25 protein-coding genes are annotated in these 24971 nt (G+C 39.8%); 1 reads left to right on the top strand and 24 read right to left on the bottom strand.

Annotated elements, in window-relative coordinates:
* Positions 1-150: 150 nt before the first annotated feature.
* The 4 genes from nusG to pbp2a are packed head-to-tail and all read right to left on the bottom strand — an operon-like array spanning position 151 to position 3328.
* Positions 151-687, bottom strand: coding sequence for a transcription termination/antitermination protein NusG (gene nusG / locus HT717_RS07850; RefSeq protein ID WP_020901172.1), 537 nt, complete (start codon positions 685-687; stop codon positions 151-153).
* Between the two features lie 54 nt (positions 688-741).
* Positions 742-918, bottom strand: a complete 177-nt coding sequence (gene secE / locus HT717_RS07845) for a preprotein translocase subunit SecE (RefSeq protein WP_001210991.1) — start codon at positions 916-918, stop codon at positions 742-744.
* Positions 919-927: 9 nt separating this feature from the next.
* Entirely contained in the window at positions 928-1080 is a 153-nt protein-coding gene (rpmG, locus tag HT717_RS07840) for a 50S ribosomal protein L33 (protein WP_001809375.1), read from the bottom strand.
* A 52-nt stretch (positions 1081-1132) separates the two neighbouring features.
* Positions 1133-3328: a penicillin-binding protein PBP2A gene (gene pbp2a / locus HT717_RS07835; RefSeq protein ID WP_173304916.1), complete on the bottom strand. Its 2196-nt coding sequence runs from the start codon at positions 3326-3328 to the stop codon at positions 1133-1135.
* 86 nt (positions 3329-3414) lie between these two features.
* Between pbp2a and HT717_RS07830 the strand changes: the two genes are divergently transcribed.
* Entirely contained in the window at positions 3415-4290 is an 876-nt protein-coding gene (locus tag HT717_RS07830) for an RluA family pseudouridine synthase (RefSeq protein ID WP_345890449.1), read from the top strand.
* 68 nt (positions 4291-4358) lie between these two features.
* On the opposite strand, the gene gap is transcribed toward HT717_RS07830, so the two are convergent.
* From gap to HT717_RS07730, 20 genes are all read right to left on the bottom strand, one after another.
* Positions 4359-5366, bottom strand: coding sequence for a type I glyceraldehyde-3-phosphate dehydrogenase (gene gap / locus HT717_RS07825; RefSeq protein ID WP_000260685.1), 1008 nt, complete (start codon positions 5364-5366; stop codon positions 4359-4361).
* 318 nt (positions 5367-5684) lie between these two features.
* Positions 5685-8336, bottom strand: coding sequence for a bifunctional acetaldehyde-CoA/alcohol dehydrogenase (adhE, locus tag HT717_RS07820; RefSeq protein ID WP_049540476.1), 2652 nt, complete (start codon positions 8334-8336; stop codon positions 5685-5687).
* Between the two features lie 271 nt (positions 8337-8607).
* Complete coding sequence (locus tag HT717_RS07815; protein WP_000429320.1) at positions 8608-9018, bottom strand: MORN repeat-containing protein; 411 nt, start codon at positions 9016-9018, stop codon at positions 8608-8610.
* Positions 9005-9445 (bottom strand): low molecular weight protein-tyrosine-phosphatase, encoded by a 441-nt coding sequence (locus tag HT717_RS07810; protein WP_049540477.1) that lies wholly within the window; start codon positions 9443-9445, stop codon positions 9005-9007. The genes HT717_RS07815 and HT717_RS07810 overlap by 14 nt, the downstream gene beginning before the upstream one ends.
* 46 nt (positions 9446-9491) lie before the next feature.
* Positions 9492-9791: a preprotein translocase subunit YajC gene (gene yajC / locus HT717_RS07805; protein ID WP_049540522.1), complete on the bottom strand. Its 300-nt coding sequence runs from the start codon at positions 9789-9791 to the stop codon at positions 9492-9494.
* Positions 9792-9919: 128 nt separating this feature from the next.
* Positions 9920-11896, bottom strand: a complete 1977-nt coding sequence (gene tkt, locus HT717_RS07800; protein WP_173304914.1) for a transketolase — start codon at positions 11894-11896, stop codon at positions 9920-9922.
* 113 nt (positions 11897-12009) lie between these two features.
* Positions 12010-13101, bottom strand: a complete 1092-nt coding sequence (ulaG, locus tag HT717_RS07795) for an L-ascorbate 6-phosphate lactonase (protein WP_173304912.1) — start codon at positions 13099-13101, stop codon at positions 12010-12012.
* 111 nt (positions 13102-13212) lie between these two features.
* A complete protein-coding gene (locus tag HT717_RS07790) occupies positions 13213-14886 on the bottom strand; it encodes a transcription antiterminator (RefSeq protein WP_173304910.1) in 1674 nt (557 codons plus the stop codon).
* A gap of 166 nt (positions 14887-15052) precedes the next feature.
* The gene (locus HT717_RS07785) at positions 15053-15760 is read right to left on the bottom strand and encodes an L-ribulose-5-phosphate 4-epimerase (protein ID WP_049523963.1); all 708 of its coding nucleotides are present in this window, start codon (positions 15758-15760) and stop codon (positions 15053-15055) included.
* Position 15761: 1 nt separating this feature from the next.
* Positions 15762-16625 (bottom strand): L-ribulose-5-phosphate 3-epimerase, encoded by an 864-nt coding sequence (locus HT717_RS07780; protein WP_049523964.1) that lies wholly within the window; start codon positions 16623-16625, stop codon positions 15762-15764.
* A gap of 3 nt (positions 16626-16628) precedes the next feature.
* Complete coding sequence (locus HT717_RS07775; protein WP_000166737.1) at positions 16629-17294, bottom strand: 3-keto-L-gulonate-6-phosphate decarboxylase UlaD; 666 nt, start codon at positions 17292-17294, stop codon at positions 16629-16631.
* 16 nt (positions 17295-17310) lie between these two features.
* Positions 17311-17796, bottom strand: coding sequence for a PTS sugar transporter subunit IIA (locus HT717_RS07770; RefSeq protein WP_049526509.1), 486 nt, complete (start codon positions 17794-17796; stop codon positions 17311-17313).
* A gap of 76 nt (positions 17797-17872) precedes the next feature.
* Positions 17873-18154 (bottom strand): PTS sugar transporter subunit IIB, encoded by a 282-nt coding sequence (locus HT717_RS07765; RefSeq protein ID WP_000241466.1) that lies wholly within the window; start codon positions 18152-18154, stop codon positions 17873-17875.
* A 22-nt stretch (positions 18155-18176) separates the two neighbouring features.
* A complete protein-coding gene (locus tag HT717_RS07760; RefSeq protein ID WP_173304908.1) occupies positions 18177-19634 on the bottom strand; it encodes a PTS ascorbate transporter subunit IIC in 1458 nt (485 codons plus the stop codon).
* A 118-nt stretch (positions 19635-19752) separates the two neighbouring features.
* The gene (locus tag HT717_RS07755) at positions 19753-20388 is read right to left on the bottom strand and encodes a hypothetical protein (RefSeq protein WP_049540490.1); all 636 of its coding nucleotides are present in this window, start codon (positions 20386-20388) and stop codon (positions 19753-19755) included.
* Between the two features lie 50 nt (positions 20389-20438).
* The gene (jag, locus tag HT717_RS07750) at positions 20439-21428 is read right to left on the bottom strand and encodes an RNA-binding cell elongation regulator Jag/EloR (RefSeq protein WP_049540492.1); all 990 of its coding nucleotides are present in this window, start codon (positions 21426-21428) and stop codon (positions 20439-20441) included.
* A gap of 17 nt (positions 21429-21445) precedes the next feature.
* Complete coding sequence (locus tag HT717_RS07745; RefSeq protein ID WP_204374277.1) at positions 21446-22270, bottom strand: membrane protein insertase YidC; 825 nt, start codon at positions 22268-22270, stop codon at positions 21446-21448.
* The gene (gene rnpA, locus HT717_RS07740) at positions 22245-22616 is read right to left on the bottom strand and encodes a ribonuclease P protein component (protein ID WP_000739245.1); all 372 of its coding nucleotides are present in this window, start codon (positions 22614-22616) and stop codon (positions 22245-22247) included. Before rnpA ends, HT717_RS07745 begins: the two co-directional genes overlap by 26 nt.
* Positions 22617-22765: 149 nt before the next feature.
* Positions 22766-23956 (bottom strand): acetate kinase, encoded by a 1191-nt coding sequence (locus HT717_RS07735; protein WP_049540497.1) that lies wholly within the window; start codon positions 23954-23956, stop codon positions 22766-22768.
* Between the two features lie 49 nt (positions 23957-24005).
* Positions 24006-24959: a class I SAM-dependent methyltransferase gene (locus HT717_RS07730; RefSeq protein WP_049540499.1), complete on the bottom strand. Its 954-nt coding sequence runs from the start codon at positions 24957-24959 to the stop codon at positions 24006-24008.
* Positions 24960-24971 lie beyond the last annotated feature (12 nt).

Below are 24971 nucleotides of genomic sequence, written 5' to 3'. Positions count from 1 at the left end.
CTGGACTTCTTCATACAATTTTTTAAGCATTCTATTCCCCTTTCTGTTTACAGTCTAACAAATCAAGAAGCTAATTGGGTTCATTTCATCCATTCTACACCCTTTACTGCCTCAACTGCACAAAAAAGAGAGGTCCTGCCTCTCTTAGGGTTATAATTCTGCAATTTGGTTTAAGTTTACTTCTGCTACTGTGTCATTACCAAACATAGAGATAATCATCTTCACTTTATTGTTATCAATCTCTGTAATTTTACCAGTATAGTCTGCAAAAGCACCATCAATAATACGTACGGTTTGACCAACCTCAACATCGAAATCAAATTCTTGAACAGTTTGTCCCATAGATACCAAAATGTCACGAATTTCTTGTTCCAATAATGGAGTTGGTTTCGATCTGTTCCCGTGTGATCCGACAAATCCTGTTACATTTGGTGTGTTTCGAACGACAAACCAAGCTTCATCTGTCATGACCATTTCTACAAGAACATAACCTGGAAAGCGATTTTCTTCTATTTCTTTTCTCTTTCCATTTTTTTCAACTTGCACTGTTTGTGTTGGAATTTCAACGCGTAGAATATTATCCAACATATTGTAGGTTTGTGCACGTTGTAATAGATTTTCTTTTACCTTATTTTCATAACCAGAATAAGTTTGTAAAACAAACCACCCTTTATCAAAACTATCCATGATATTTCCTTTCATAAATAGAAGATCTCTAGAGTAAATAACTCCACTAACCTTCTAAAAAATGTTAATAAATCGAATCAAACCTGAAACAATCAACTGGTCAAAAATGTAAATAATTACTACAAAGAAAGCAGTGTATTCCATGATAGAACGAAAATCTCTCCAGCTTTCCTTGCGAGTTGGCCATGTTGTGTCTTTAAGAAGTCTAAAAATATCTCCAATAAAACGCATCGCTCTCTCCTATCTCGTTTCTCTGTGTGTAGTGTACTTGCCACAATGCTTACAAAATTTATTTACTTCTAGTCGTGTAGGCTTGGGGTTTCCGCTGATCTTGATTGAATAGTTTCTCGAACCACAAACCGCACAAGCTAGGCTTGCTTTTTTTAATGCCATAACGCCTCCATCTTATCTATTATAACAAGAAAGCTAGGCTTTGACAAGCATCTTAGCGAAATAGATTGACTACCGAATCCCATATTGTTTGAGCCTTTTCCTTAATCTTCGCATCCGAGATAGCCCGACTAGCCTCATCTACTAGATTTTGTGCACGACCTCGAATATCAGACAAATTATCATCTGTCTGGCTATTATCATTGGTTTGTACTTGTCTTTTTGTATTAGCTGGTGCAATTCCGTTTTTCTTATATGCATTTTCAACTGTAAAGGTACTGCCTGGGGTATAGGGTAAAATGGTATTTGCAATGTTTCTAAAGACATGAGCTGCACCATTTGAAGTAGATCCTGCTAGATAGTGATTTTCATCAGTGGTCGGAAAACCAAGCCAGTGACTAATCACTACATCCGGAGTATAGCCAATTACCCACTGGTCACTTGTGTATTCAGGATTAAAAACAGCTTCAGTTGTCCCAGTTTTCCCTGCCATAACATAGTCTGCAGGAGATGAACTTATACCTGTTCCATTTGTGAATGTCCCCAACATCATACTGGTCATCTTATCAGCTACAGACTTATCAATCACCCGTTTTTGTGAATTTTTATGGCTTGCAATAACCTGTCCACTAGCATTTTCAATTCTACTAATAAAGTGAGCTTCAGGCATTAAACCTTCATTGGCAAAGGCAGCATATGCTTGAGCCATTTGCAGAGGGTTGGTTTCAACACCACTTCCCAAAGCAACACCAAGAACACGGTCTACCTTATCCATGTTGAGTCCAAATTTTTCTCCTGCCTCAAAAGCCTTGTCAACGCCCAAATCATTAACAGTGGCAACAGCAGGCAGATTAAGTGATTCTGCCAAGGCTTGATACATAGGAACTTCTCGACTCGTTTTAATCCCTGCATAGTTATCAACCTTATAGCTGTTATACTGCATCGTATGGTTATCCAACTGCTTGTTCAAAGCCCAACCTGCCTCAACTGCTGGCGTATAAACAACTAAAGGCTTAATTGTAGAGCCAGGGCTACGTTTTGATTGGGTTGCATAGTTGAAATTACGGAATCCAGTTTTATCATTGTCAGCAACCTGACCGACAACCCCACGAACTCCCCCTGTTTTCGGTTCGAGAGCTACACTTCCTGATTGGACGAATGTTCCATCTTCTGCCCTCGGAAATAGTGAGGTGTTTTCATAGACAACCTGCATATTTGCTTGGTAGTTTTGATCCAGCTCTGTGTAAATACGGTAGCCATTATTTACGATTTCTTCCTCTGTTAGATTATACTTAGAAACGGCTTCATTAACCACCGCATCAAAATAAGAGGGGTAACGGTAATCTGAAATTTTTCCTTCATACTTATCTTGCAATTGCGAAGTCATATTAATTCCTGCAGCCTCGGTTTCTTGATTTTTATCAATATAACCCGCTGCAACCATATTTTGCAAAACAGTATCGCGACGGTTGGTAGAATCCTCTACAGAATTCAAAGGATTATACAGCTCCGGCCCTTTGAGCATGCCTGCCAGAGTAGCAGCTTGATCCAGACTCACTTCAGATGCAGAAACTCCAAAGTATTTCTTACTCGCATCTTCTACACCCCACACACCATTTCCAAAATAGGCGTTATTAAGGTACATGGTTAGGATCTGATCTTTGCTATATTTTTTAGTCAATTCTAAAGCCAAGAAAAATTCTTTTGCTTTTCTCTCAACAGTTTGATCCTGTGACAAATAGGCGTTTTTAGCCAGCTGTTGGGTAATAGTAGAACCACCACCTGAACGTCCAGCAGTGACAATAGCCAAGAAGAAACGGCCATAGTTAATCCCGTCATTTTTATAGAAAGAACGGTCTTCTGTCGCAATAACGGCATTCTGCAAATTTTTACTGATGTCAGTCAGCTCAACGTAGGTTCCCTTTTGACCAGACAAGGCACCAGCCTCTTTTTCTTCACGGTCAAAAATGATAGTCCGAGTTTTCAAGGCATTTTGCAAATCGTTAACATTGGTTGACTTGGCTACAGCAAACAAATAGGTTCCGACTAGCAAGCCTGCACTCAAACCTAGTATAAGAATAATCTTTGTCAGATGATAGCGACGCCAGAATTTTCGCATTGGACCCACTTGGGCTAATTTTTTTCGATCACTACGAGAGCGACGCAAGCTAGTCGAATCAGAATCCTCTAGTTCACTTGTTTCTTTTTTAAAAAGAGAAAGAAATTTCTCAAATAATTTATCTAATTTCATGCGTTTATTTTATCATCTTCATCATAGGAAGACAAGAATTTAGTAATTTCCTATCCAAATAGGACTTTTTTTGTTACAATATCTGTATGCAATTCACATTTACATTACCCGCCTCTTTGCCTCAAATGACGGTCAAGCAATTACTAGAGGAACAACTCCTCATCCCTAGAAAAATCCGTCATTTTTTGAGAATCAAGAAACATATTTTGATAAATCAAGAAGAAGTTCACTGGAACGAGATGGTGAAGCCTGGAGATGTTTGCCAGTTGACATTTGACGAGAAAGATTATCCCAAAAAGACAATCCCTTGGGGCAACCCAGACTTAGTTCAGGAAGTTTATCAAGACCAACACTTGATTATTGTACACAAACCTGAGGGGATGAAAACACACGGTAACCAACCAAACGAAATTGCTCTTCTTAACCATGTCAGTGCCTACGTTGGCCAGACATGTTATGTCGTTCATCGTCTAGACATGGAAACTAGCGGTTTAGTTCTTTTTGCTAAAAATCCTTTTATCCTACCTATTCTCAATCACTTATTGGAGAAAAAAGAGATTTCTAGGGAATATTGGGCACTTGTTTGCGGAAATATCAACAGTAAAGAGCTTGTTTTCAGAGACAAAATCGGACGTGATCGCCATGATCGCAGAAAACGAATAGTTGATACAAAAAATGGGCAATATGCTGAAACACAGGTAAGCAGATTAAAGCAATTTCCAAACAAAACAGCTCTTGTCCGTTGCAAGCTAAAGACAGGGCGAACCCATCAGATTCGTGTGCACCTTTCGCATCACAATCTTCCTATCCTAGGCGACCCTCTCTATAATAGCAAAGAAAAATCAAGTCGACTTATGCTTCATGCCTTTCGACTGTCCTTTACCCATCCGCTTACATTAGAGAAATTAAGCTTCACTACTCTTTCAGATACTTTTGAAAAAGAATTAAAAAAAAATGGATGATTGCGTCATCCATTTTTCCACATAAGAAAAGCAAGACCAAGAGGCCTTGCTTTTTATCGACTCAAGAATTATTTAGCGATTTTTGCGAAGTATTCAAGAGTACGAACAAGTTGTGCAGTGTATGACATTTCATTGTCGTACCATGATACAACTTTAACCAATTGTTTACCGTCAACGTCAAGAACTTTAGTTTGAGTTGCGTCAAACAATGAACCGTAAGACATACCTACGATATCTGAAGATACGATTGGATCTTCTGTGTAACCGTATGATTCGTTTGAAGCTGCTTTCATAGCTGCGTTCACTTCATCAACAGTAACGTTCTTTTCAAGAACTGCTACCAATTCAGTAACTGATCCAGTTGGAGTTGGAACGCGTTGTGCAGATCCGTCAAGTTTACCGTTCAATTCTGGGATTACAAGACCGATAGCTTTTGCAGCACCAGTTGAGTTAGGAACGATGTTTGCAGCACCAGCGCGAGCACGGCGAAGGTCACCACCACGGTGTGGTCCGTCAAGGATCATTTGGTCACCAGTGTAAGCGTGGATAGTAGTCATCAATCCTTCAACAACACCAAAGTTGTCTTGAAGAGCTTTAGCCATTGGAGCCAAGCAGTTTGTAGTACATGAAGCACCTGAGATAACTGTTTCAGTACCGTCAAGAACATCGTGGTTAGTGTTAAATACAACTGTTTTAACGTCGTTTCCACCAGGAGCAGTGATAACAACTTTTTTAGCTCCACCTTTAAGGTGTTTTTCAGCTGCTTCTTTCTTAGCAAAGAAACCAGTAGCTTCAAGAACGATTTCTACACCGTCAGTAGCCCAGTCGATTTGTTCTGGATCACGTTCAGCAGAAACTTTAACGAATTTACCGTTAACTTCGAATCCACCTTCTTTAACTTCAACAGTACCGTCGAAACGACCTTGAGTTGTGTCGTATTTCAACAAGTGTGCAAGCATAACTGGATCTGTAAGGTCGTTGATGCGTGTAACTTCAACACCTTCTACGTTTTGGATACGACGGAAAGCAAGACGACCGATACGTCCGAAACCGTTAATACCAACTTTAACTACCATTAGTGATTTCCTCCTTATGAAAATCATGAAATTTTTATTGTGAAAAGAGTAACTTGAATCACTACAAATCACCTTTCAACAAACCTATTATATAACTATTTAAGTTTAATTGCAAGTACGGGCGTTGTTTTTTGTCTACACCTCACTTATTTTTCTTTCTTCTCTAAAAGCCTATACTGCTGTCTTTCTTTATCTACATAGTCATTCCCCACTTTTCTTTTGAGATAAAAATCTAAAATAGAAAGCTAAAATTTATTTTCGATACCCCTATTTCACAAAAAAGAGACAGGAAATTCCTGCCTCTAGGCTGATAAACGATTATTTACGACGTCCTGGACGTTCTGCATAACCATAGTAAGCATCTTCCATGATTTCTTCCATGTCAGCTACCATTGGCAAGCGTGGGTTAGCAGGTGAACATTGATCTTCATAAGCAAACAAGGCAATTTCATGCAAGCTGTCTTTCCAAGCTTTTTCATCAATTCCTTGATCCTTGAAGTTCATCTTGATACCTACTGCAACACCAAGTTCGTAAACAGCTTTAGCGTATGCTTCAACTGCTTCTTCTGGAGTTGAGTGAGGCAAGCCAAGCATTCTAGCAATATCTTGGAATTTCTCATCAGCTTTCCAGTAGTTGTATTTAGGCCATGTAGTAGTCTTAGATGGACGAGTTCCGTTGTAACGGATAACGTATGGAAGCAAGATAGCGTTTGTACGTCCGTGAACAGTATGGTGAACTGCACCGATCTTGTGGGCCATTGAGTGGCTCATACCAAGGAAGGCATTGGCGAAGGCCATACCTGCCATTGTAGAAGCGTTATGCATTTTCTCACGTGCTTCTGGGTCAGCTGTCTTAACAGATTTTTCCAACCATTCAAAGACAAGTTTGATTGATTGAAGCGCAATACCGTCTGTATAGTCGTTAGCAAAGTTTGAAGTGTAGGCTTCAGTCGCGTGTGTCAAGACGTCCATACCTGTGTCAGCAGTAATAAAATCTGGAACTGATTCAACCAAAGCAGGGTCAACAATGGCAATAGTTGGTGTCAATGAGTAGTCAGCCAATGGATATTTGCGGTTATTTTTCTTATCAGAGATAACGGCAAATGGTGTTACTTCTGAACCAGTACCTGAAGTTGTTGGGATACCGATGTACTTCGCTTTCTTACCAAGTGATGGGAAGCGGAAGGCGCGTTTACGGATATCCATGAATTTTTGAACCAAGTCACGGAAGTCGATTTCTGGTTGTTCGTAGAAGAGCCACATAACTTTCGCTGCGTCCATTGGAGAACCACCACCAAGAGCGATAATTGTATCTGGTTCAAATGCTCTCATCACTTCAGTACCACGTTCTACAGTTGTGATATCTGGATCTGGTTCAACATCTGAGAAAACTTGGACAGTTACACGGTTGCTACGTGCGTTCAATTGGTCGATAATACGTTGAACGAAACCAAGTTTTTCGATTGATTTGTCCGTAACGATCATAACGCGTTCAATATCTTCACATGTTTGAAGGTATTGGATAGAATTACGTTCGAAGTAAATTTTTGAAGGAACTTTAAACCATTGCATATTATTTCTACGTTTCCCTACTTTCTTGATGTTTAGGAGGTTAATAGCGCTCACGTTATCCCCAACAGAGTTGCGTCCGTATGAACCACATCCAAGTGTCAATGATGGGATGAAAGCATTGTAAACGTCACCGATACCACCGAAAGTAGATGGAGAGTTCCAGATAATACGCATAGCTTTGATTTCTGTACCAAAGCGTTTAGCAAGAGCTTCATCTTTTGTATGGATAGCTGCTGAGTGACCAAGTCCGTTAAACTCAACCATTTGACGAGCTTTTGTAAGACCATCTTCTGTATCTTCAGCTTTCAATACAGCGATTACTGGTGACAATTTTTCACGAGTCAGTGGTTCTTTTGGCCCTACTTCCTCACATTCTGCCGCCAAGATGTTTGTTCCTTCTGGAACGCTGAATCCCGCTTGTTCTGCAATCCATGCTGCTGGTTTACCAACAATGTTTGCATTTAGTTTAGCACCAGCACAGTTTTTGCTGTTTGCTTTCACACCAAAACAGAATTCTTCAAGAAGTGCTTTTTCTTTTTTGTTTACAAAGTAAGTGTGGTATGATTTGAATTCTTCTACAAATTCATCATACACTTCTTTATCAATGATAACCGCTTGTTCTGATGCACAGACCATCCCATTATCAAATGATTTAGACATCACGATGTCATGAGCAGCTTGACGAAGGTCAGCAGATTTTTCTACATAGGCAGGAACGTTCCCGGCACCTACCCCAAGAGCTGGTTTCCCACATGAATATGCCGCTTTAACCATGGCATTACCACCAGTTGCAAGGATAGTCGCAACACCTTCGTGGTTCATAAGTGCTCCAGTTGCTTCCATAGATGGCTCTGTAATCCATTGAACACAGTTTTCAGGTGCTCCAGCTGCGATAGCGGCATCACGAACAATTTGTGCTGCGTGAGCTGATGATTCTTGAGCTGATGGATGGAAAGCAAACACGATTGGATTACGTGTTTTCAAAGCAACCAATGATTTGAAAATCGCTGTTGAAGTTGGGTTGGTTGTTGGAGTGACACCACAGATTACACCAACAGGTTCAGCAATCTTCGTCAAGCCTGTAATTGGATCATCTTCGATAACTCCAACTGTTTTAACTCCACGCATATTGTTCACTACATGTTCACAGGCAAATAGATTTTTCGTTGCCTTATCTTCAAATACCCCACGACCAGTTTCTTCAACTGCATGTTGTGCAAGTATACCATGCGCGTTAAGTGCTGCAACCGAAGCTTTTGCCACAATATAGTCAACTTGTTCTTGGTTCAACTTGCGCATCTCATCAAGCGCAACCAAGGCTTTTTTCACGAGACCATCGACATGCTTTTCAGCAGCAAGTTGTTTTTCCTCAGGTGTTACTGTTTTTTTATCAGCCATATTATCCTCCATAGCCTTTAAGGATTTTATCCTTTGTTAATTTTTTCACAAGTTTATTATAACTCTTTTTTTATGTTTTGTAAACAGTTTCATAAACATTTCACAAAGAATTTTTGCGACATTGTGAAATTACTCTCAAATACGTTATAGTATCAACTTTTGACTAGATGATTGTGAAATAACAACAAAAATTTTTTTATTTCACAAACCTAACAAACACATAGAAGGCGCTTTCTTGTTTTTTGTAAAAAAACCTCCATGTCAGGAGGCTTTATTTTTGTTGAAAAACGCCTTGTTTAAAAGTCCCTTCATAAACGACTTCTTGTTCTGTTGTTAGTTTTCCTTTTCCTTCAGCTTGACCATTTACAAAATCACCTTCGTAGGTCCAACCTTCTTTGGATTGAAAGGTACCTTTTCCGTTGAAGGCTCCATTGTTGAAACCACCCGTATATTGGTCTCCATTTTGAAAGGTGATAGTACCTTGTCCATTCATTTTACCACGGACAAGACTGCCATCATAAACAATCGTTTCATTATCGAGTTTTAAGACACCTTTCCCGGGAATATTGAGAAAAAAGACTAGTACCGCACAAAAAACAATCGTTACTGCTGCTAAAATCTCTAAATGAGAACGACTCAGATAGACATGATATTTCCCATAGAAATTCTTAAGATTTTCCATCTTCACTCTCCTCTAAGCGTTCTAGCCACACTTGACAGCCCTCTTGAACACGCTGATAAGTTTCTTCAAAATCCCCTGTATACCAAGGATCCGGAACACTTTCAGATGCAAATGAGTAAATCTTATCTTGACAGTCTATTGGACACATCTGACGTAAATCAGAAACATTTGAATCGTCCATTCCGATAATATAATCAAAGGCTTCAAAATCTTCCTTACTAATCTGAAGCGATGTCTTGTTCTTGTCATAAGGAATCTGATACTGTTGAAAAATTCCCTGAGTACCCTTATGAATCGGATTGCCATGTTCCCAAGAGGAAGTTGCTCGACTTTGGATTTCGTAACTATCTGTCATTGATTTCATAACAAACTCGGCCATAGGACTGCGGCAAATATTTCCCAGACAGACAAAGACTAGTTTTTTCATCCCATTTCCTTTCTTCTATAGAAAAACGGGAGTTAGTGATCCCGTCTTATTTTTCAATTGCGCCTTCTAGTGAAGCTGTTTCTTTCAGCGGTAATACTGTCTTAATAGCAGCTAGTTCAAAAGTCAAGTAAACTCCATCTACATCAAGAACAATCGTTCTTTTCTCCGTATCTACTTCATCAACTGTTCCGTAAAGTCCACCGATTGTAATAACTTCATAGCCTTTTTGTAGTTTATTTAAGCTTTCCATACGTTTTTGTGCTTGTTTCTTTTGAGAGCGTTGCATAAAGAACATCAAGCCCAACATCGCTACAAGCATAATCACAAATGTTAAATTTGGACTAATATTTTCCATAGTATTTTCTCCTTTGTCTTTTACATAGGACTACTATATCAAATTTCAGCTACTTTTACAAGATTGTACCTTGCTTTTCTAGTAAGAAAAAACCAGAGCTTGCGCTCTGATTCTTAGGATTATTTCAAGTCTTGAACGACTTTTACAAGATTTTCTACAGTAAAGCCATATTCTGCCAATACTTTTGGTGCTGGGGCAGAGGCTCCGAAGGTATCAATACCAAGAACTGCACCATCTAGTCCAACATATTTGTACCAGTTTTGACTTGCACCCATTTCGACTGCAACACGACGGCGAACTGCATTTGGAAGAATTTCTTCCTTGTATGCTGCATCTTGTTTATCAAAGACATCTGTAGATGGCATGCTGACTACGCGGACTTTTGCGCCTTGACTAGCCAATTCTTTAGCAGCTGAGACAGCAAGATTGACCTCTGAACCTGTTGCAATCAAGATGGTATCAAAGTCTGCTGCATTTTCATAGACAACATAGGCACCTTTTGCAACCTTGTCAAAGTCTGTTCCCTCTTCGACAGTCAAGTTTTGACGGGTCAAGACAAGGGCAGTTGGTGTTTTCTCACTTGTCACTGCAAGGTACCAAGCTGCTTGCGTTTCACGCGCATCTGCTGGACGGAAAACATTTAGATTTGGCATAGCACGAAGACCTGCTAAATGCTCAACTGGTTCGTGCGTTGGACCGTCTTCCCCAACCGCGATTGAATCGTGGGTAAAGACATAAGTCACAGGAAGACCTTGCAAAGCTGACAAGCGGACAGCTGCCTTCACATAGTCAGAGAAGACGAAGAAAGTTCCACCGTATACACGAAGTCCACCGTGAAGGGCCATCCCGTTCAAGATCGTTCCCATTGCAAATTCACGAACACCAAACTGAATGTTACGGTTCAAGCGATTAGCATCGTCTTGAAGTCCGTCAGTCTTGATATAAGTCATGTTTGAGTGAGCTAGGTCAGCTGATCCACCCAAGAAAGTTGGCAACTTAGCAGCTACAACATTCAAAGCATCTTGGCTTGAATTACGAGTTGCTTGAGAGAAGCCATTTTCTAATGCTGGGAAGTCTGCTGGAGTCACTTCAACTGGATCACATCCATCAATAATGGCTTCTACTTCTGCAGCCAATTCTGGATGCGCTTCTTTATAGTCAGCAACTAATTTTGTCCAAGCTTCATAAGCTGATGCACCACGGTCTGCAACATGTTCTTTGAAATCAGCATAAACTTGTTCTGGGATTTCAAATGGTTCATAGTCCCAACCGAGAGCTTGACGAGTTGCTGCAGTCTCATCTGCTCCAAGAGGGGCACCATGTACGGCATTGGTTCCTTGTTTGTTTGGAGAACCGTATCCAATAACAGTCTTCACTTCAATCAATGATGGTTTGCCTGAAGCTTTTGCTGTTTCGATAGCAGCATGGATTGCTTCCAAGTCTGTTCCATCTTCAACCAAGGCAGTATGCCAACCATAGGCATTGTAACGGTCACGAACGCTTTCTGTAAAGGAATCCTTTGTCTCACCATCCAAGTTGATGTCATTTGAATCATAAAGAACAACCAACTTGTCTAGTTTTTGCAAACCTGCGTATGAAGCTGCCTCGCTTGAGACACCTTCCATCAAGTCTCCATCTCCACAGATAACGTAAGTATAGTGGTCAAAGATATTGTAGCCTTCACGGTTATACTTAGCTGCCAAGAAACGTTCTGCCTGGGCAAAACCAGTGGCAGTTGAAATACCTTGCCCTAGAGGACCTGTTGTAGCATCAATCCCTGCTGTATGACCAAATTCTGGGTGACCTGGTGTTTTTGAACCCCACTGACGGAAGCTCTTAATCTCATCCATGCTAACATCTTCAAAACCAGAAAGGTGAAGAAGGGCATAAAGAAGCATTGAACCATGACCTGCTGAAAGAATAAAGCGGTCGCGGTTGATCCAGTTTGGTTGAGCTGGATTGATACGAAGTTGTTTTGTAAAGAGGCTGTAAGCCATCGGAGCTGCTCCCATAACCACACCTGGGTGACCTGAGTTGGCTTTGTTGATAGCGTCAATACCTAGGAAACGAATTGCATTAACAGATAGATTTGACATAGAATTTCCTTTCTATTTGAGGTGATTATTGAATCACACATTCTATTTTACTATTATATGAAAATTATCCGTATCATGCAACATACGGATAACCTCCAAAGAATATTTTTATATTATAGCAAAGCTTTAAATTGAATGTTAGAGTCTTGTTCAAAACAATCATCAAAACCACGTGGATGATGGTATTCTACTAAGTGTTGATCTTGAGGATAAGTGTACTTACCGCCGACTTCCCAGATAAATGGATGGAAATCGTATTGCAAGCGATCTTTTCTCATTTTCCAAAGTTCTAGAATCTCATTAGTAGAAGCCATGAAGTTAGACCAGATATCATAGTGAACTGGGATAATGACTTTGGTACGCAGATTTTCTGCCATACGAAGAAGGTCGATAGATGTCATTTTATCTTGGATACCTACCGGATTTTCACCATAGTTATTCAAAGCAACATCAATTTTAAAGTCTTTACCATGTTTTGCAAAATAGTTTGAGAAGTGAGAATCTGCACCATGATAGATGGTTCCACCTGGTGTTTCAAAGATATAGTTAACAGCCTTTTGAGCCATTTCTTCATCTGTAACAGCTAAGCCAGCAAGTTCACCGCCTGTCTCATCAGCACCGTTCACTGGAAGAGTTACCAAGCAAGTACGGTCAAATGATTCTACTGCATGAATCTTCATATCTTTTAATTCGATAGTGTCACCTGGTTTAACAACGATGATACGTTCTTTTGGAACACCCCATCCTTCCCAGATTCGTCCACAGTGGTAAGGACCGATAAACTTAACATGCTCTAACTTAGGATTGTTGAGAATTGCTGCAGCTGTGTATGGGTCGATATGATCACTATGGAAGTGTGAAACTAAGTAATAGTCTAGTTCGTTGATAGCAAATGGATCGATAACCATTGGCTGAACACGCAAGTTTGGTTGCAACTTACGAACACCTGCCATATTTGCCATTTGGTGCCCACGAACCATATCTTTCACTTTTTGGGTTGATTTTCCACGGTTTGACCAAAGGTCCATGACAACGTTAGCACCACCTGGTGTCTTAATCCAAGTACCACAGTTGCCTAGCCACCACATGGCAAAGTTGCCTTCAGGTACGACTTCTTCTTCGATTTCTTCGTTCAACCATGTTCCCCACTCTGGGAAAGTAGCTAAAATCCATGACTCTCTTGTAATTTCTTTGACGTTTGGCATATGTTGCCTCCTTTGGATATAATTGTTATCTTTGAGATTAGTATACCACCCTTCAAAATACTAAAAAAGACCAAGAAAAACACAGGTTTGTGTTCATCATTGGACTGTCCTTCAAATATCTTCCAAAAAAGCTTGAACTACTATTTCTTGATTTATAAGTGTTTGAACCTCTTCTTGGAACTTACTAGCCAACTTGCTGTCTACAATATAAGACGAAATAAGACTGGAAAGATTTTCACTGAAACTTTTGCTCTCATTACGAAATATATTGTGTTTAAGATAGTCTAGCATTTTCAAAATATCTTCTGCTTCAAGGATAGGATTAACTCTTAAAATTGGAAATCTGCTATCCAAATCATCATTAGTAGTAATCACTACATCAACTTGTGCAATATCTTCCACACTCTTAAATTGTTCTGTTGTAAATACAGTGCCAATTTGCTCATTTGGAAAATAAAGTTTGCATTGTTTCAGCAAAAGTCTCGAAACCGCAACACCTTCATCACAAACGAGATAAACTTTTTTCATATTTTTTTGAGACGATGGTGTATACTTTAAAAATCCTCCAATATGAATCGTCAAATAGGCAATATCATCGTCTGTTAGCCGGATAAACCATGCTCCTTCTAAAATTTCCGCAGATTTTCTAGTGACTAAAAATAATTCTCCATACTTGGATCGAATTTGTTTTGTTAGAGGATTTTTAGAAAAAATACCGTAAGTCTTTCTAAATAACAAGGCTTTACAGTGGATCATCAAATTTCGTAATAAATCATCCTTGTTCTCAATCTCCATTCGGATTTGTGATTCAAAATACCAGATAAATTCTTCTAAAGCAAGTTTTAATTGCCGAAAATCATCACTTTCTGCATGAATATCCAAATCTTTACGATAGGAGAGGAGAAGAACAGCTACAAGAGAAACTTCAAGTTCTGACAAAGAAATTTCAAACTTTTGAAACAACCGTTCTCCTAATTTCTTAGACACCTGATACTCTATTCTTTTTCTTATCAAAGAAAATTCTTTCTCTATATCCTGATGTCTTTCTTGATACTGTTCAACATTATGACAGCTTAACAGCAAATAAGGTAGAACCTGCAACATAAAAGTTACTTCATGATGGTTTATTTTCTTCCCTAAATCTTGTTCAACTAAAGGAACCTGTTCCTTAAAAAATTGGTTCATTTCAACAGAAAGCAAACACTCATCATCTAACCTCTCTTTCATCTTATCTTCTAAAATAGATACAAAAGTGGCATTTTCTTCCATAAAAATATGATATAGAAGCGATTGAAGATACTGAATTTTATTAAGAGGGTGGGCATGAAGGTGGTATCCCTGTGACTTGCTCACTTGCAAGGTCACCTGATATTGTTCCAAAGTTAGTTGATAACGAATACTATTCAAATCATTGAGAACAGTATTCCTAGATACCTCTGTTAACTCCATCAATTTTTCAATCGTAATACGTTCTTTAGAAATACCTATCCATAATAACATTATCATCATACGTTCATGCGCACTCATGATATAATCGTACGAATCTACTTCCGATAATAGTTCACAACAAGCATCTCTCTGCTCTTCCGTTAAGTGAATACCAATTCGTGGAATACTAATGATGTGAAGCGCCTCGTCACCAAGAGCAGCATTGATTTTGTCAATGTGATAATAAATTTTCCTTCTTGACTCTTTCAAATCTTTCGAAATCGCCATAATCGTTTTGGGCGTTTCTTGATCCATCAAATATTGAAGCAAATCACAACTTGCCTTATCCAGTACCATATTTCATACTCCTCTATCAATCAACTGCCTTGAAAACAACTTTATAATAGTATCACATTCACTAACGCATTTCAATTATCAACAGTAGTCTCTTAATAACGAATACTTACAATTACAAAAGCGAGGCTTGGATCGAAAGGTCCTAGCCTCTTTTCAATTCAATTTCTTATTTCTTTTGACCGTAATAAGCATTTGGTCCATGCTTACGTTGGTAGTGTTTTTCTAGAATGTACTGGGGAGCAGGTTCAACTCTTGGATTGATTTGTTCTGTAAAGCGATTCATCTTTGATACTTCCTCTAATACGACAGAGTGATAAACAGCATTCTCTGGATTTTTGCCCCAGGTGAATGGACCGTGATTGCGTACAACAATACCTGGTACTTCAACAGGATTGAGACCACGACGCTCAAATTCTTCTACGATAACCAAGCCAGTATCTTTTTCATAGGCCACTTCTACTTCGTCCTTGGTCAAACTACGGGCGCAAGGGATTGAACCGTAGAAATAATCTGCATGGGTTGTTCCGTAGAAAGGAATATCGCGTCCAGCTTGAGCCCAACCAACTGCTTCTGTCGAATGGGTGTGGACCACACTACCAATTTCTGACCAAGCCTTATATAACTGCACATGAGTTGGAAGATCAGAAGATGGTCTTAAATCCCCTTCTAGGACCTTACCATCTAGATCAGTCACCACCATGTTTTCAGGTGTCAATTCGTCATAGTCTACGCCTGATGGTTTGATAACAATGACACCTAGTTCGCGATTAACTTCAGATACATTACCCCAGGTAAATTTGACAAGTCCATGTTTCGGTAATGATTGATTGGCATCACAGACTCGTTTACGCATAGCATTGATTACTTGATTCATCTTACATCAAACCTGCTTTCTTAATTAGTGGATAGAGAAAAGCTTGGGCCTCTTGAATGGCTGCGCGTGTTTCTTCTACAGTTTCACAATTTTCAGACCACATTTCGATTAGGAAAGGACCATTATAATTGGTTTGCTTTAAAATATCGAAAGCTTCTTCCCATTTGACACAACCTTGCCCAAAAGGTACATCTCGGAACTGCCCCTTTGAACTTTCTGTCACTGCATAAGTATCCTTGAGATGGAGAGCTGCGATAGCATGGTGACCTAGATAGAACTCACTATAGACATCATTATGCCATGCAGACACATTCCCAATATCTGGATATACAAAAAGGTAGGGAGAGTCAACATCCTTTTCTACAGCCAAGTATTTTTCGATACTATTGATAAAAGGATCATCCATAATTTCAATAGCAAGTACCACCTGAGCTTCTTCAGCCCAGTCACAGGCTTTTCTCAAATTTTTGATAAAACGTTGGCGTGTCTGGGGTGACTTTTCCTCATAGTAAACGTCGTAACCAGCTAATTGAATCGTACGAACTCCCAAATCCTGAGCTAATTCGATACATTTTTTCATGAGTTCCAGAGATTTTTCCTCTAGAACTGGATCATTTGATCCCAATGGGTAACGACGATGTCCTGAAAAACAGATAGAAGGAATACGAACACCAGTTTCATAAATCGCTTTGACAACTTCCAAGCGCTCTTCCTTGCTCCAGTCCAGTCTTGCTAAACGCTCGTCACGTTCATCAATAGACATCTCGACAAAATCAAAGCCTAACTCCTTGGCAAAATTTAAACGTTCTAGCCAAGTAAAGTGTGTCGGGGTTGCCTTTTCATAAATTCCAATTGGACGTGCCATGGTTTACCCCCAAATTCGTCTGATTTCATCCTTGAAGGCACGCGCTGCTCCTGCTGGATCCGCAGCTTCTGTAATTCCACGACCTGCGATAAAGGTAAAGACATCAACGCCTTCAAAGAGTTTGAGAGTATCTACATCTAGACCACCTGTTACAGAAACTCGGAAGCCCATGTCAATGAGTTTTTTAACCTTATTAAGGTCTTTTTCACCCCAAGTTTCACCAGCAAGAAGGGCATCACGAGATTGGTGATAGATAGCTTGTGAGATACCTGCATCTAGCCAAAGCTGAGCTTGTTCAAAAGTCCAATCGCCATAAAGCTCGATCTGGATTTCGCCTCGTTCTCCTCGTTCAGTCTTGATAGCCTTTAGAGCTGCTTCCATAGTAGGGATGGTTGCACAACAGATACAAGTCATCCAGTCTGCTCCACGAACTGCATTATTTTTAGCAACTGTTCCACCAGCATCAGCACATTTTGTGTCTGCCACAATAATCTTATCTGGGAAAAGGCTACGCAAGACTTCAACCAGTTCACTTCCAACTTGAAGCAAGCAAACAGTTCCAGCTTCGATAATATCTACTTCCTGACCAACAGAAACAGCTGCTTTAATCGCTCCTTGCAAGTCTGAATGATCTAATGCAACTTGTAAATTAGGTATTCTTTTTGTCATTTCTTTATTCCTCTTTCTAACTTTCCAAATCCAATCCTTCGAGATAAGGGCTATCCTTAGATTCTTCAATCATAGCCAAGACATCTTCTTTAGTCTGGCAAGCCTGTAAACGTGCAATAGAATCTTCTAATTCAAACAGGGCAATGATTTGTGGAATGGCTACACTTGTGTGAATTTTTGAGCTTGTTGCTGCTAGTGCCAACAAAACAGATACCTCTTTCCCATCTGAAAATACAACAGGATTTTGTAAGGTGATCAATGAAAAGGCATCTCTTTGCACTCCAGCTTCAGGTCTAGCATGGGGCATAGCCATACCTGGCATTAAGATATAGTATGGGCCATACTCTTCAGTCGATTCGATAATAGCATCGTAATACTCTGGCAAAATTGCCCCACTTTCAATCAAGGGATCTACTGCTACCTTGACTGCTTCCTTCCAGTCTTTAGCTTCTAGACCTAGTCGGATTGAGTCATTTTCAATTAAAGCTTGTTTTAAATTCATATCTGCCTCCTTTATTTAAAGAGGGAGAAGGACAGAAACGATAACTCTCAGTTTCTGTCCAGCCCCCTCCAACCTTTTACTGTAGTGCTTGACTGAGTTTTTCAGTGATTTCTTTATCATCCATCAAGTTGTCAAGCCCGATTAACTTCCCATTAGTCCGACCTTCCAATTCTTGAATCAAATGAAGAGAAGCGATTACGATGTCATAGCCTGCTGCTAAACCTTTTGCTTCACCGACACTGCATGAATTGACTGTAAAGTCTGTTTGATTAAGCTTACGGAGGGCATTTTCAACCTTCATCTTGATAACCATAGATGAACCCATTCCATTTCCGCACGCTGCTAATACTTTAACCATTTTATTTCTCCTTTTCTAGACACTAAGCTTCTTCTTGAACTTCACCGTTGTAATATTTCTCTTTATCTTTTGCTTTGGCAAATTGAAGTTGAGGAATAACGAGCAAGAAGAGACATACAAGTACATAACCAACAATACCAAGGTATTTGAAGATATAGCCAAATCCAAGCCATGGGAATTCAAAGTCGATATTTCCATGGTAACCACCGTAAGATGCTAAGTCGAGAAGGGCTACACAGAGAGCTCCTAGAGCAACTTGTAGGACACCTGAAATGAAGGATAGGATAACGGCTGCTTTCCATCCACCACGCTTATCAGCATAGACTGCAATTGCTGCATTATCAAAGAACACTGGTACAAATCCTGTAATAATAAGAACAGGGTTTTTAAAGACGATGAGCAAGACAATTGTGATCAATTGACCAATCAAACCAAAGGCAAATCCTGACAAGACCGCGTTTGGAGAACCAAATCCATAAGAAGCTGCAACGTCAACCGCTGGGAATGAACCAGGCAACAATTTGTTTGAAATACCTTGGAAGGCATTTGTCAACTCAGATACGAACATGCGGACACCTTGCATCAAAACGAACAAGTAAACAGAGAAGGTGAAGGCTGTTTGGATAATGTACATAAAGAAATCTTGTTTTGCAGGATTGAATAGAGTTCCTGAAGTGATGACTTCTTTATTAGACATAATGTCTGGACCCAAGATTAAAAGAATGGCTCCGAAGAATACGAGCATCAAGGTAGCAGATGCAACAACTGTATCGTGGAAAATTGAGAGGAACTTAGGCAATTTAAGATTGTCTAGACTTTCTTCTTTCTTACCAAAGCGTCCTGCTACTTTATCTACAAACCAGATTGCAAATTGTTGTTGGTGACCAATCGCAAATCCGCCACCACCAGTCAAGCGTTGAGTTGCTTCAACAGTCATATTTGAACTAACTGCCCAGTAAAGGCCACAGATGATACCGATTGCTGCTGTACCGTAAGCATTGCGCAATTGTGGTACTAAGAATAGAACCATAAGAGATACAGTTGCAGCTTGTTGTACCATGATATGACCAGTAATAAAGAGAGTTCTTACCTTCGTAATCTTGCGAAGAGCCACAAGCAAGATATTTATTCCAAAACCAATCAATAGAGCTGTAGTTGCAGTTCCAACAAAATCTGGAAACTCTGCCGCAATTTTGTTGTTTGCTGCAGCAAGTCCAAAGTAAGGGTCGATAACCGCTGCACCAATTTGGAATTTGTAGTTAAGAGCTGCCAAGATTGGACGGAAGGTTGTAACCAAACCACCAGCACCCACGTTGAGCAACATATACCCTACTGTTGCTTTAACGAAACCTGAGAAAACGTCATGAGCAGGTTTTTTCAAAAGTGCATATCCTATTAGCACCAATAAACCTACGAAAAATGCGGGATTCTGCAAAATATTGCTAGAAAACCAATTTAGAACACTTGAAATGACTTCCATAATCGTTCTCCTTTTGAATTGTTTTTGTAAGTTTATTATATACTTTGAAAGCGGAAACAAAAAGACCAAGAATTACACAGCAGACTGTTCACTCTTGGACTGTATGATTTATGATATTTTACGGATTATCTGATTTTCTTGTAGCTAAATAATAGGGAAGAATTGTAGAATAAGACTTCAATAGGCCTTCTACGATTTCTTCTTCAGATGAGTTTTCTGTCACAGGAACATCTGACTTCACTAACACTTTTCGAACTTCCTGACTTCTCAACTTCTCACGTAAAGTACGACGATTTTCTTCGTTCGCATCCCATCTTTGACTTTGACCGTCAGAGTATGCTAGATAATAAATTCCTTTAACGGTTGGAATTTCTAAAACCTTGGCTTGCTTGCCTAGAGTTTGCTCATCTTTCTTGCGCTCGATGAAACTTACTTCTAAGGAAATACCAAAATCAGAAGGATTCCCGTACAAACGTAAGGCCAGCATAGGCTCTGTCACTTTCCCCTCACGCTGTAGATAAGCCCAGAAGTGTGGTCGCAAGCGCTGCGCTTGGTTCATCCACTGGCTAGTCTGTTGGAGTTGCCATTCTGGATGGCTTGCTTGAAAGGCTTTAGCCAATTCTGTAAAAACCTTTCGTGCCTCTTGACCTTTGTGGCGCAATTCCAGCATCTTATCCCGTTCTGCCCCTGCTTTATCTGGATTGCGGTACTGCAAACCTGCAAAGGCTAGATAGTTTCTTATCTCATTTAACATCCGTTTAACCTCTTCTAACTAGCAAAAAATCAGGATAACCCTGATTTTACTTATTCTGTATCTACGACAACATAGCGATTTGGCTCGTCACCTTCAGAGTAACTAGTCACGCCATCCATACGTGAAATAATACGATGAATAATCTTGCGTTCGCTATTCGACATTGGATCTGTTTGATGACTGCGCCCTTCTTCTAAAACACGAGCCGCCAATTTTTGCGCATAGGTCTGCAAGACTTCTGCACGGTGTTCGACATAATCATTAACATTGATTGTGATGTAGAAGGTTCTTGAATAACGGTTGTAAAGATAATTTTGAGCCAATAGTTGCAAGGCCTTCAAGACTTTACCATGGTAACCGATAATACGACCTGGCTCATTGGTATCAATTTGCAGATTGATGCTACGACGGTTGTAGTCATTGGAAATCGTTGCCTCAACGTCCATATCATCAATAATCGTTTGAACATAAGTCGTTACTTCCGTGGCTACTTGTTCAATATCAAAGGTCGGTTCCACCTTTAAACCCAAATCTTCTAATTCTTGACTTTCAGTTTGTTGAGCTTGGCTTTCAAGAATAGGAGTTTCAACTACTTCTTCAAGACCAGCTTCTTCAAGCTGTAATTCATTTAAAATTTCAATATGCCCAGTTTCTTCTAAGATGGTGCTGGCATGTTTTTCATTTTTCAAGATTTCAGCCTTGACTTCATCAGAAACCCCTTGGCCTTCTTCTTCAATCTTTTTAATCGCTTCTACAACATGCCCCAAATCAACGGTCGCTTGACTGACTGTTTTGACTGGTTCATTTTGTTCGTTAATTTCTTTAGGAACACCCTTTACAGCTTGTTGATTTGCTTTGATGACAGTTGTTTCACTAATAGCTTCAATGTCAACCTGAGCTGGTTTTTTACCAAATAAACCAAGAAATCCATTTTTTTCACGAGAAATAACTTTGATGTGAGCCTTCATTCTTGGAATATCTAATTCTTTCAATCCTTTCTGGATTGCTTCTTCAACAGTTGAACCTGTAAATACTACCATTACCAGATTCCTCCTTATTATTTCGTTTTCTGAGCCTTTTTCTTGGCTTTTCTTTTTCTATTTTCCAAATCTTTCTGTGCCTGAGCTACAGCCTCGCGCTCTGCGATAATCTTGAATGGATTGTTCAAGAAATAGGTTTGCAAAACTTGATAAGCATTGGACACTGCCCAGTAGAGAGCGACTCCGCTCGGAGCATAAACCCCAAAGATAAAGATTAAGACTGGAATCCCATACATCATCGCAGTCGTAGCTCCATTTCGCTCAGACAAGGCTTTATTGGACAACCAAGTACTTAAAAAGGTGAATACTGCTGCTAAAATCGGAAGAACAAGTGTTGTATCCACACCACCAAGGTTAATCCATAAGAAATGACCTGTCTTCAAAAAGTCAACCCTTGACAGGGCTTGGAACAGGGCCAAGATAAGCGGCATCTGAATCAAAATCGGCCAAAGAGAATCTGACTGTCTGACACCCATTTCTTTAAAGACTTTACGCATTTCCTGCTCTAGTTTGGTTCTGCTTTCCATATCTCGACCCGGATATTGTTCTCGCAGTGCCTTAATGCGTGGTTGAGCTTCCTGCATTTTTCTAGAAGCCACCATTTGCACTTGAAAGACTGGCAAGAGCACTGTACGAATCAAAATTGTAAAGAGAATAATCCCTACTCCGATACTAATATCAAACGATAAAAAGCGAATGACTTCTGCAAAGAAGTAAACCAATTTACTCCAAAAATCAGTCGAATTTGCCGTAATATCGCTAGTTGTCCCATTTGTCGCACAGGCTGTCATAATCAATAGAGACAGTCCTAGCAAACTAGTCAACTGTAGTTTCTTTTTCACTCCCATTTCCTTCCTGGTAAATCTTTGATAATTTTAATACGTGGAGTAGATTTTTCTCCATCTCTGCGTATCCCAAGGTTTCAACCCCTTTTCGAGCAATGACAACAAAATCGACATCTTCTACCAGACTCCCTTTTGCATTCTGGATAATATGCCGAATCCGTCGCTTAATTTGATTTCTAGTGACGGCATTCCCCAGTTTTTTGCTAACTGATAGACCTACTCGAAAATGGTTTTTCTGATTTTCTAATTGGTAGACAACAAATTTGCGATTAGCAAAACTTGTTCCTTCCTTGAAAATCGCCTTAAAATCTTTCTCTCTTTTTACACGAAAGTTTTTCTTCAAAACTCAACTCCATCTATTAAATTACTACTATTATACCATATTTTTCAAAAAAGCCAATCATAGCAAGGTTTTGGACAATTTCATCAGAAAAAGAAGTTGGAAAAATCTCTTTCCCAACTCCTCGTACAGAATATTTTTTCTGATTTTAGTTATTTTTTCAAGCGTTCAACATCACGGGCAATGACCAATTCTTCATCTGTTGGAATAACCAAAACACGAATTTTCGCTACTTCTGTTGAGATGTCTCCTGTCACGCCAAAGACGTTCTTTTCTGGATCAACGTCACAGCCAAACCAAGAGATACCTGAGATAACATCCTCACGGACGTTTGCAGCATTTTCACCGATACCTGCAGTAAAGATAATAGCATCTGCTCCATTTAGGACCGCAAGGTATTGACCGATATGTTTTTGGATACGATCAACATACATTTCATAGGCTAAAGTGGCATCGTGGTCCCCTTCTTCCATAGCAGCAATCACATCGCGCATATCACTAGATTTACCTGAAACACCCATAAGGCCTGATTCACGATTAAGGACGTGACTAATGTCTTCAGGCGTGTTAAAGTCCTCTGTATATTGCATTAGGTAAGGAATGATAGCTGGGTCAATATCTCCTGTACGAGTACCCATCATCACACCACCAAGTGGAGTGAAGCCCATTGAAGTATCGACAGACTGACCACCCTTAACAGCTGTAATAGAAGCACCATTACCGATGTGGCAAGTAATCAATTTCAAGTCTTCTAATGGACGTCCCAAAAGTTTTGCAGCTTCTCCTGCTACAAACTGGTGGCTTGTACCGTGGGCACCATATTTACGAACCTTGTTTTCTGTGTAGTATTTTGTTGGTAGAGGGTAGCGATAAGCTTTCTCTGGCATACTTGTGTGGAATGAAGTATCAAAAACAACTACACTGGTAATGTCTGGCAATAATTCCTTGAAAGCACGAACACCTGCTGCATTGGCTGGATTGTGAAGAGGAGCTAACAAGCTCAACTCTTCAACTTTTTCCAAAACATCCCCTTCAACAACTGTTGATTCTTTGAAATATTCTCCACCTGCCACAACACGGTGTCCAACACCTGTAATCTCATCGTAAGCCTTGATAATATCGAAACGAATCAAGTCATCCAATAAAATTTTAACGGCTTGTGTATGATTTTCGATATCCAAAATTTGTTGTTCAGAACGGCCATCAAATTTTACAGTTGAAATTGAATCTTTCAAACCGATACGTTCAATCAAGCCTTTGGCTAACACTTTTTCCTCTGGCATTAAGTATAATTGCCATTTCAAACTTGAACTTCCTGCATTGATTGCAATTGTTTTTGTCATAACAAGACTCCTCTTTTAAGCGTTTTCATCTATTATAACAAAATCTATTTTATATTTCAGTACCTTGAGTCCATTTTTGAAAATTTTCTTTAAATTTCATTAAAATACTTGCATCTTGCAGGCTTGCAAGCGGATAAATAAAAGGCTCTACTGCTATATCACTTTTCTTCTGTAAGATAAAAATCGTCTTAGATTGTTTAGCACTAGCAAAAAGATTTTCAGGTAGACTGATCATGGCAACCAGACTTGCCTCCTCTTTCAACCACACTTTTAACAAATCACTTTGAGGACTGGTCAACAAATCACTCGGAGCTAGAAAAATAGCGTATCCATCTGACTTGAGGTACTTAAGTCCTTGTTCCATGAGCAAGTGATGGGCGTAGGTATGTTCTTGACTAGAAGCAACTTGATGACGCGCTGCAACGGCATCATCAGGATAATAGCCAACAGGCAAGTCGCTGATGACCACATCGCTTTCTTTGAGCATTTGTGGACGAACGGCATCTCCTTGGACAAAGCCAGCCTGCAAACCAATCACATCTGCCATGCTAGCTGCCAAATCAATCAGCAAATCATCGACTTCCATTCCCAAGTAATCCACTTTTTTATCAAGCGAGGTCAAGAAAGTAGCGCCCAAAATTCCCATCCCAGAACCCATTTCGAGGATAGAAATTTCCTCCTCTTTAAACAGCTCTTCCACGATAAACACCAAAAGTAAAGCAATGGCGTCCGGCGTAAACTGGTGATTGGCCTGTAAAGGCTCCGTTTGCCCTGCCTTCATCAAGAGAAACTGGTAGGTCTTGAGCCACTCTTCTTTGCGAAGCGCTAAGCGCTTAAGGGCCTGATTGTTCTCTTTGACCTGATTTAGCTCAGTCTCACCATCCAGATAGATGCTGTTTTGCTCCACCAAGGCGTCATAAAAGTTGGTCGCCAAATCACTTTGGATAATTTGGACATTCTCTAGTAAATACGTATAAGCTTGTTCAATTTTTTCAAAATCCATATTCCTATCTTA

This window comes from Streptococcus sp. 959 (assembly GCF_013277075.1).
Taxonomy (GTDB): Bacteria; Bacillota; Bacilli; order Lactobacillales; family Streptococcaceae; genus Streptococcus; species Streptococcus pseudopneumoniae_C.
The sequence above is the reverse complement of the archived record's forward strand: the minus strand, read 5'-3'. Positions and strand labels throughout refer to the sequence as shown.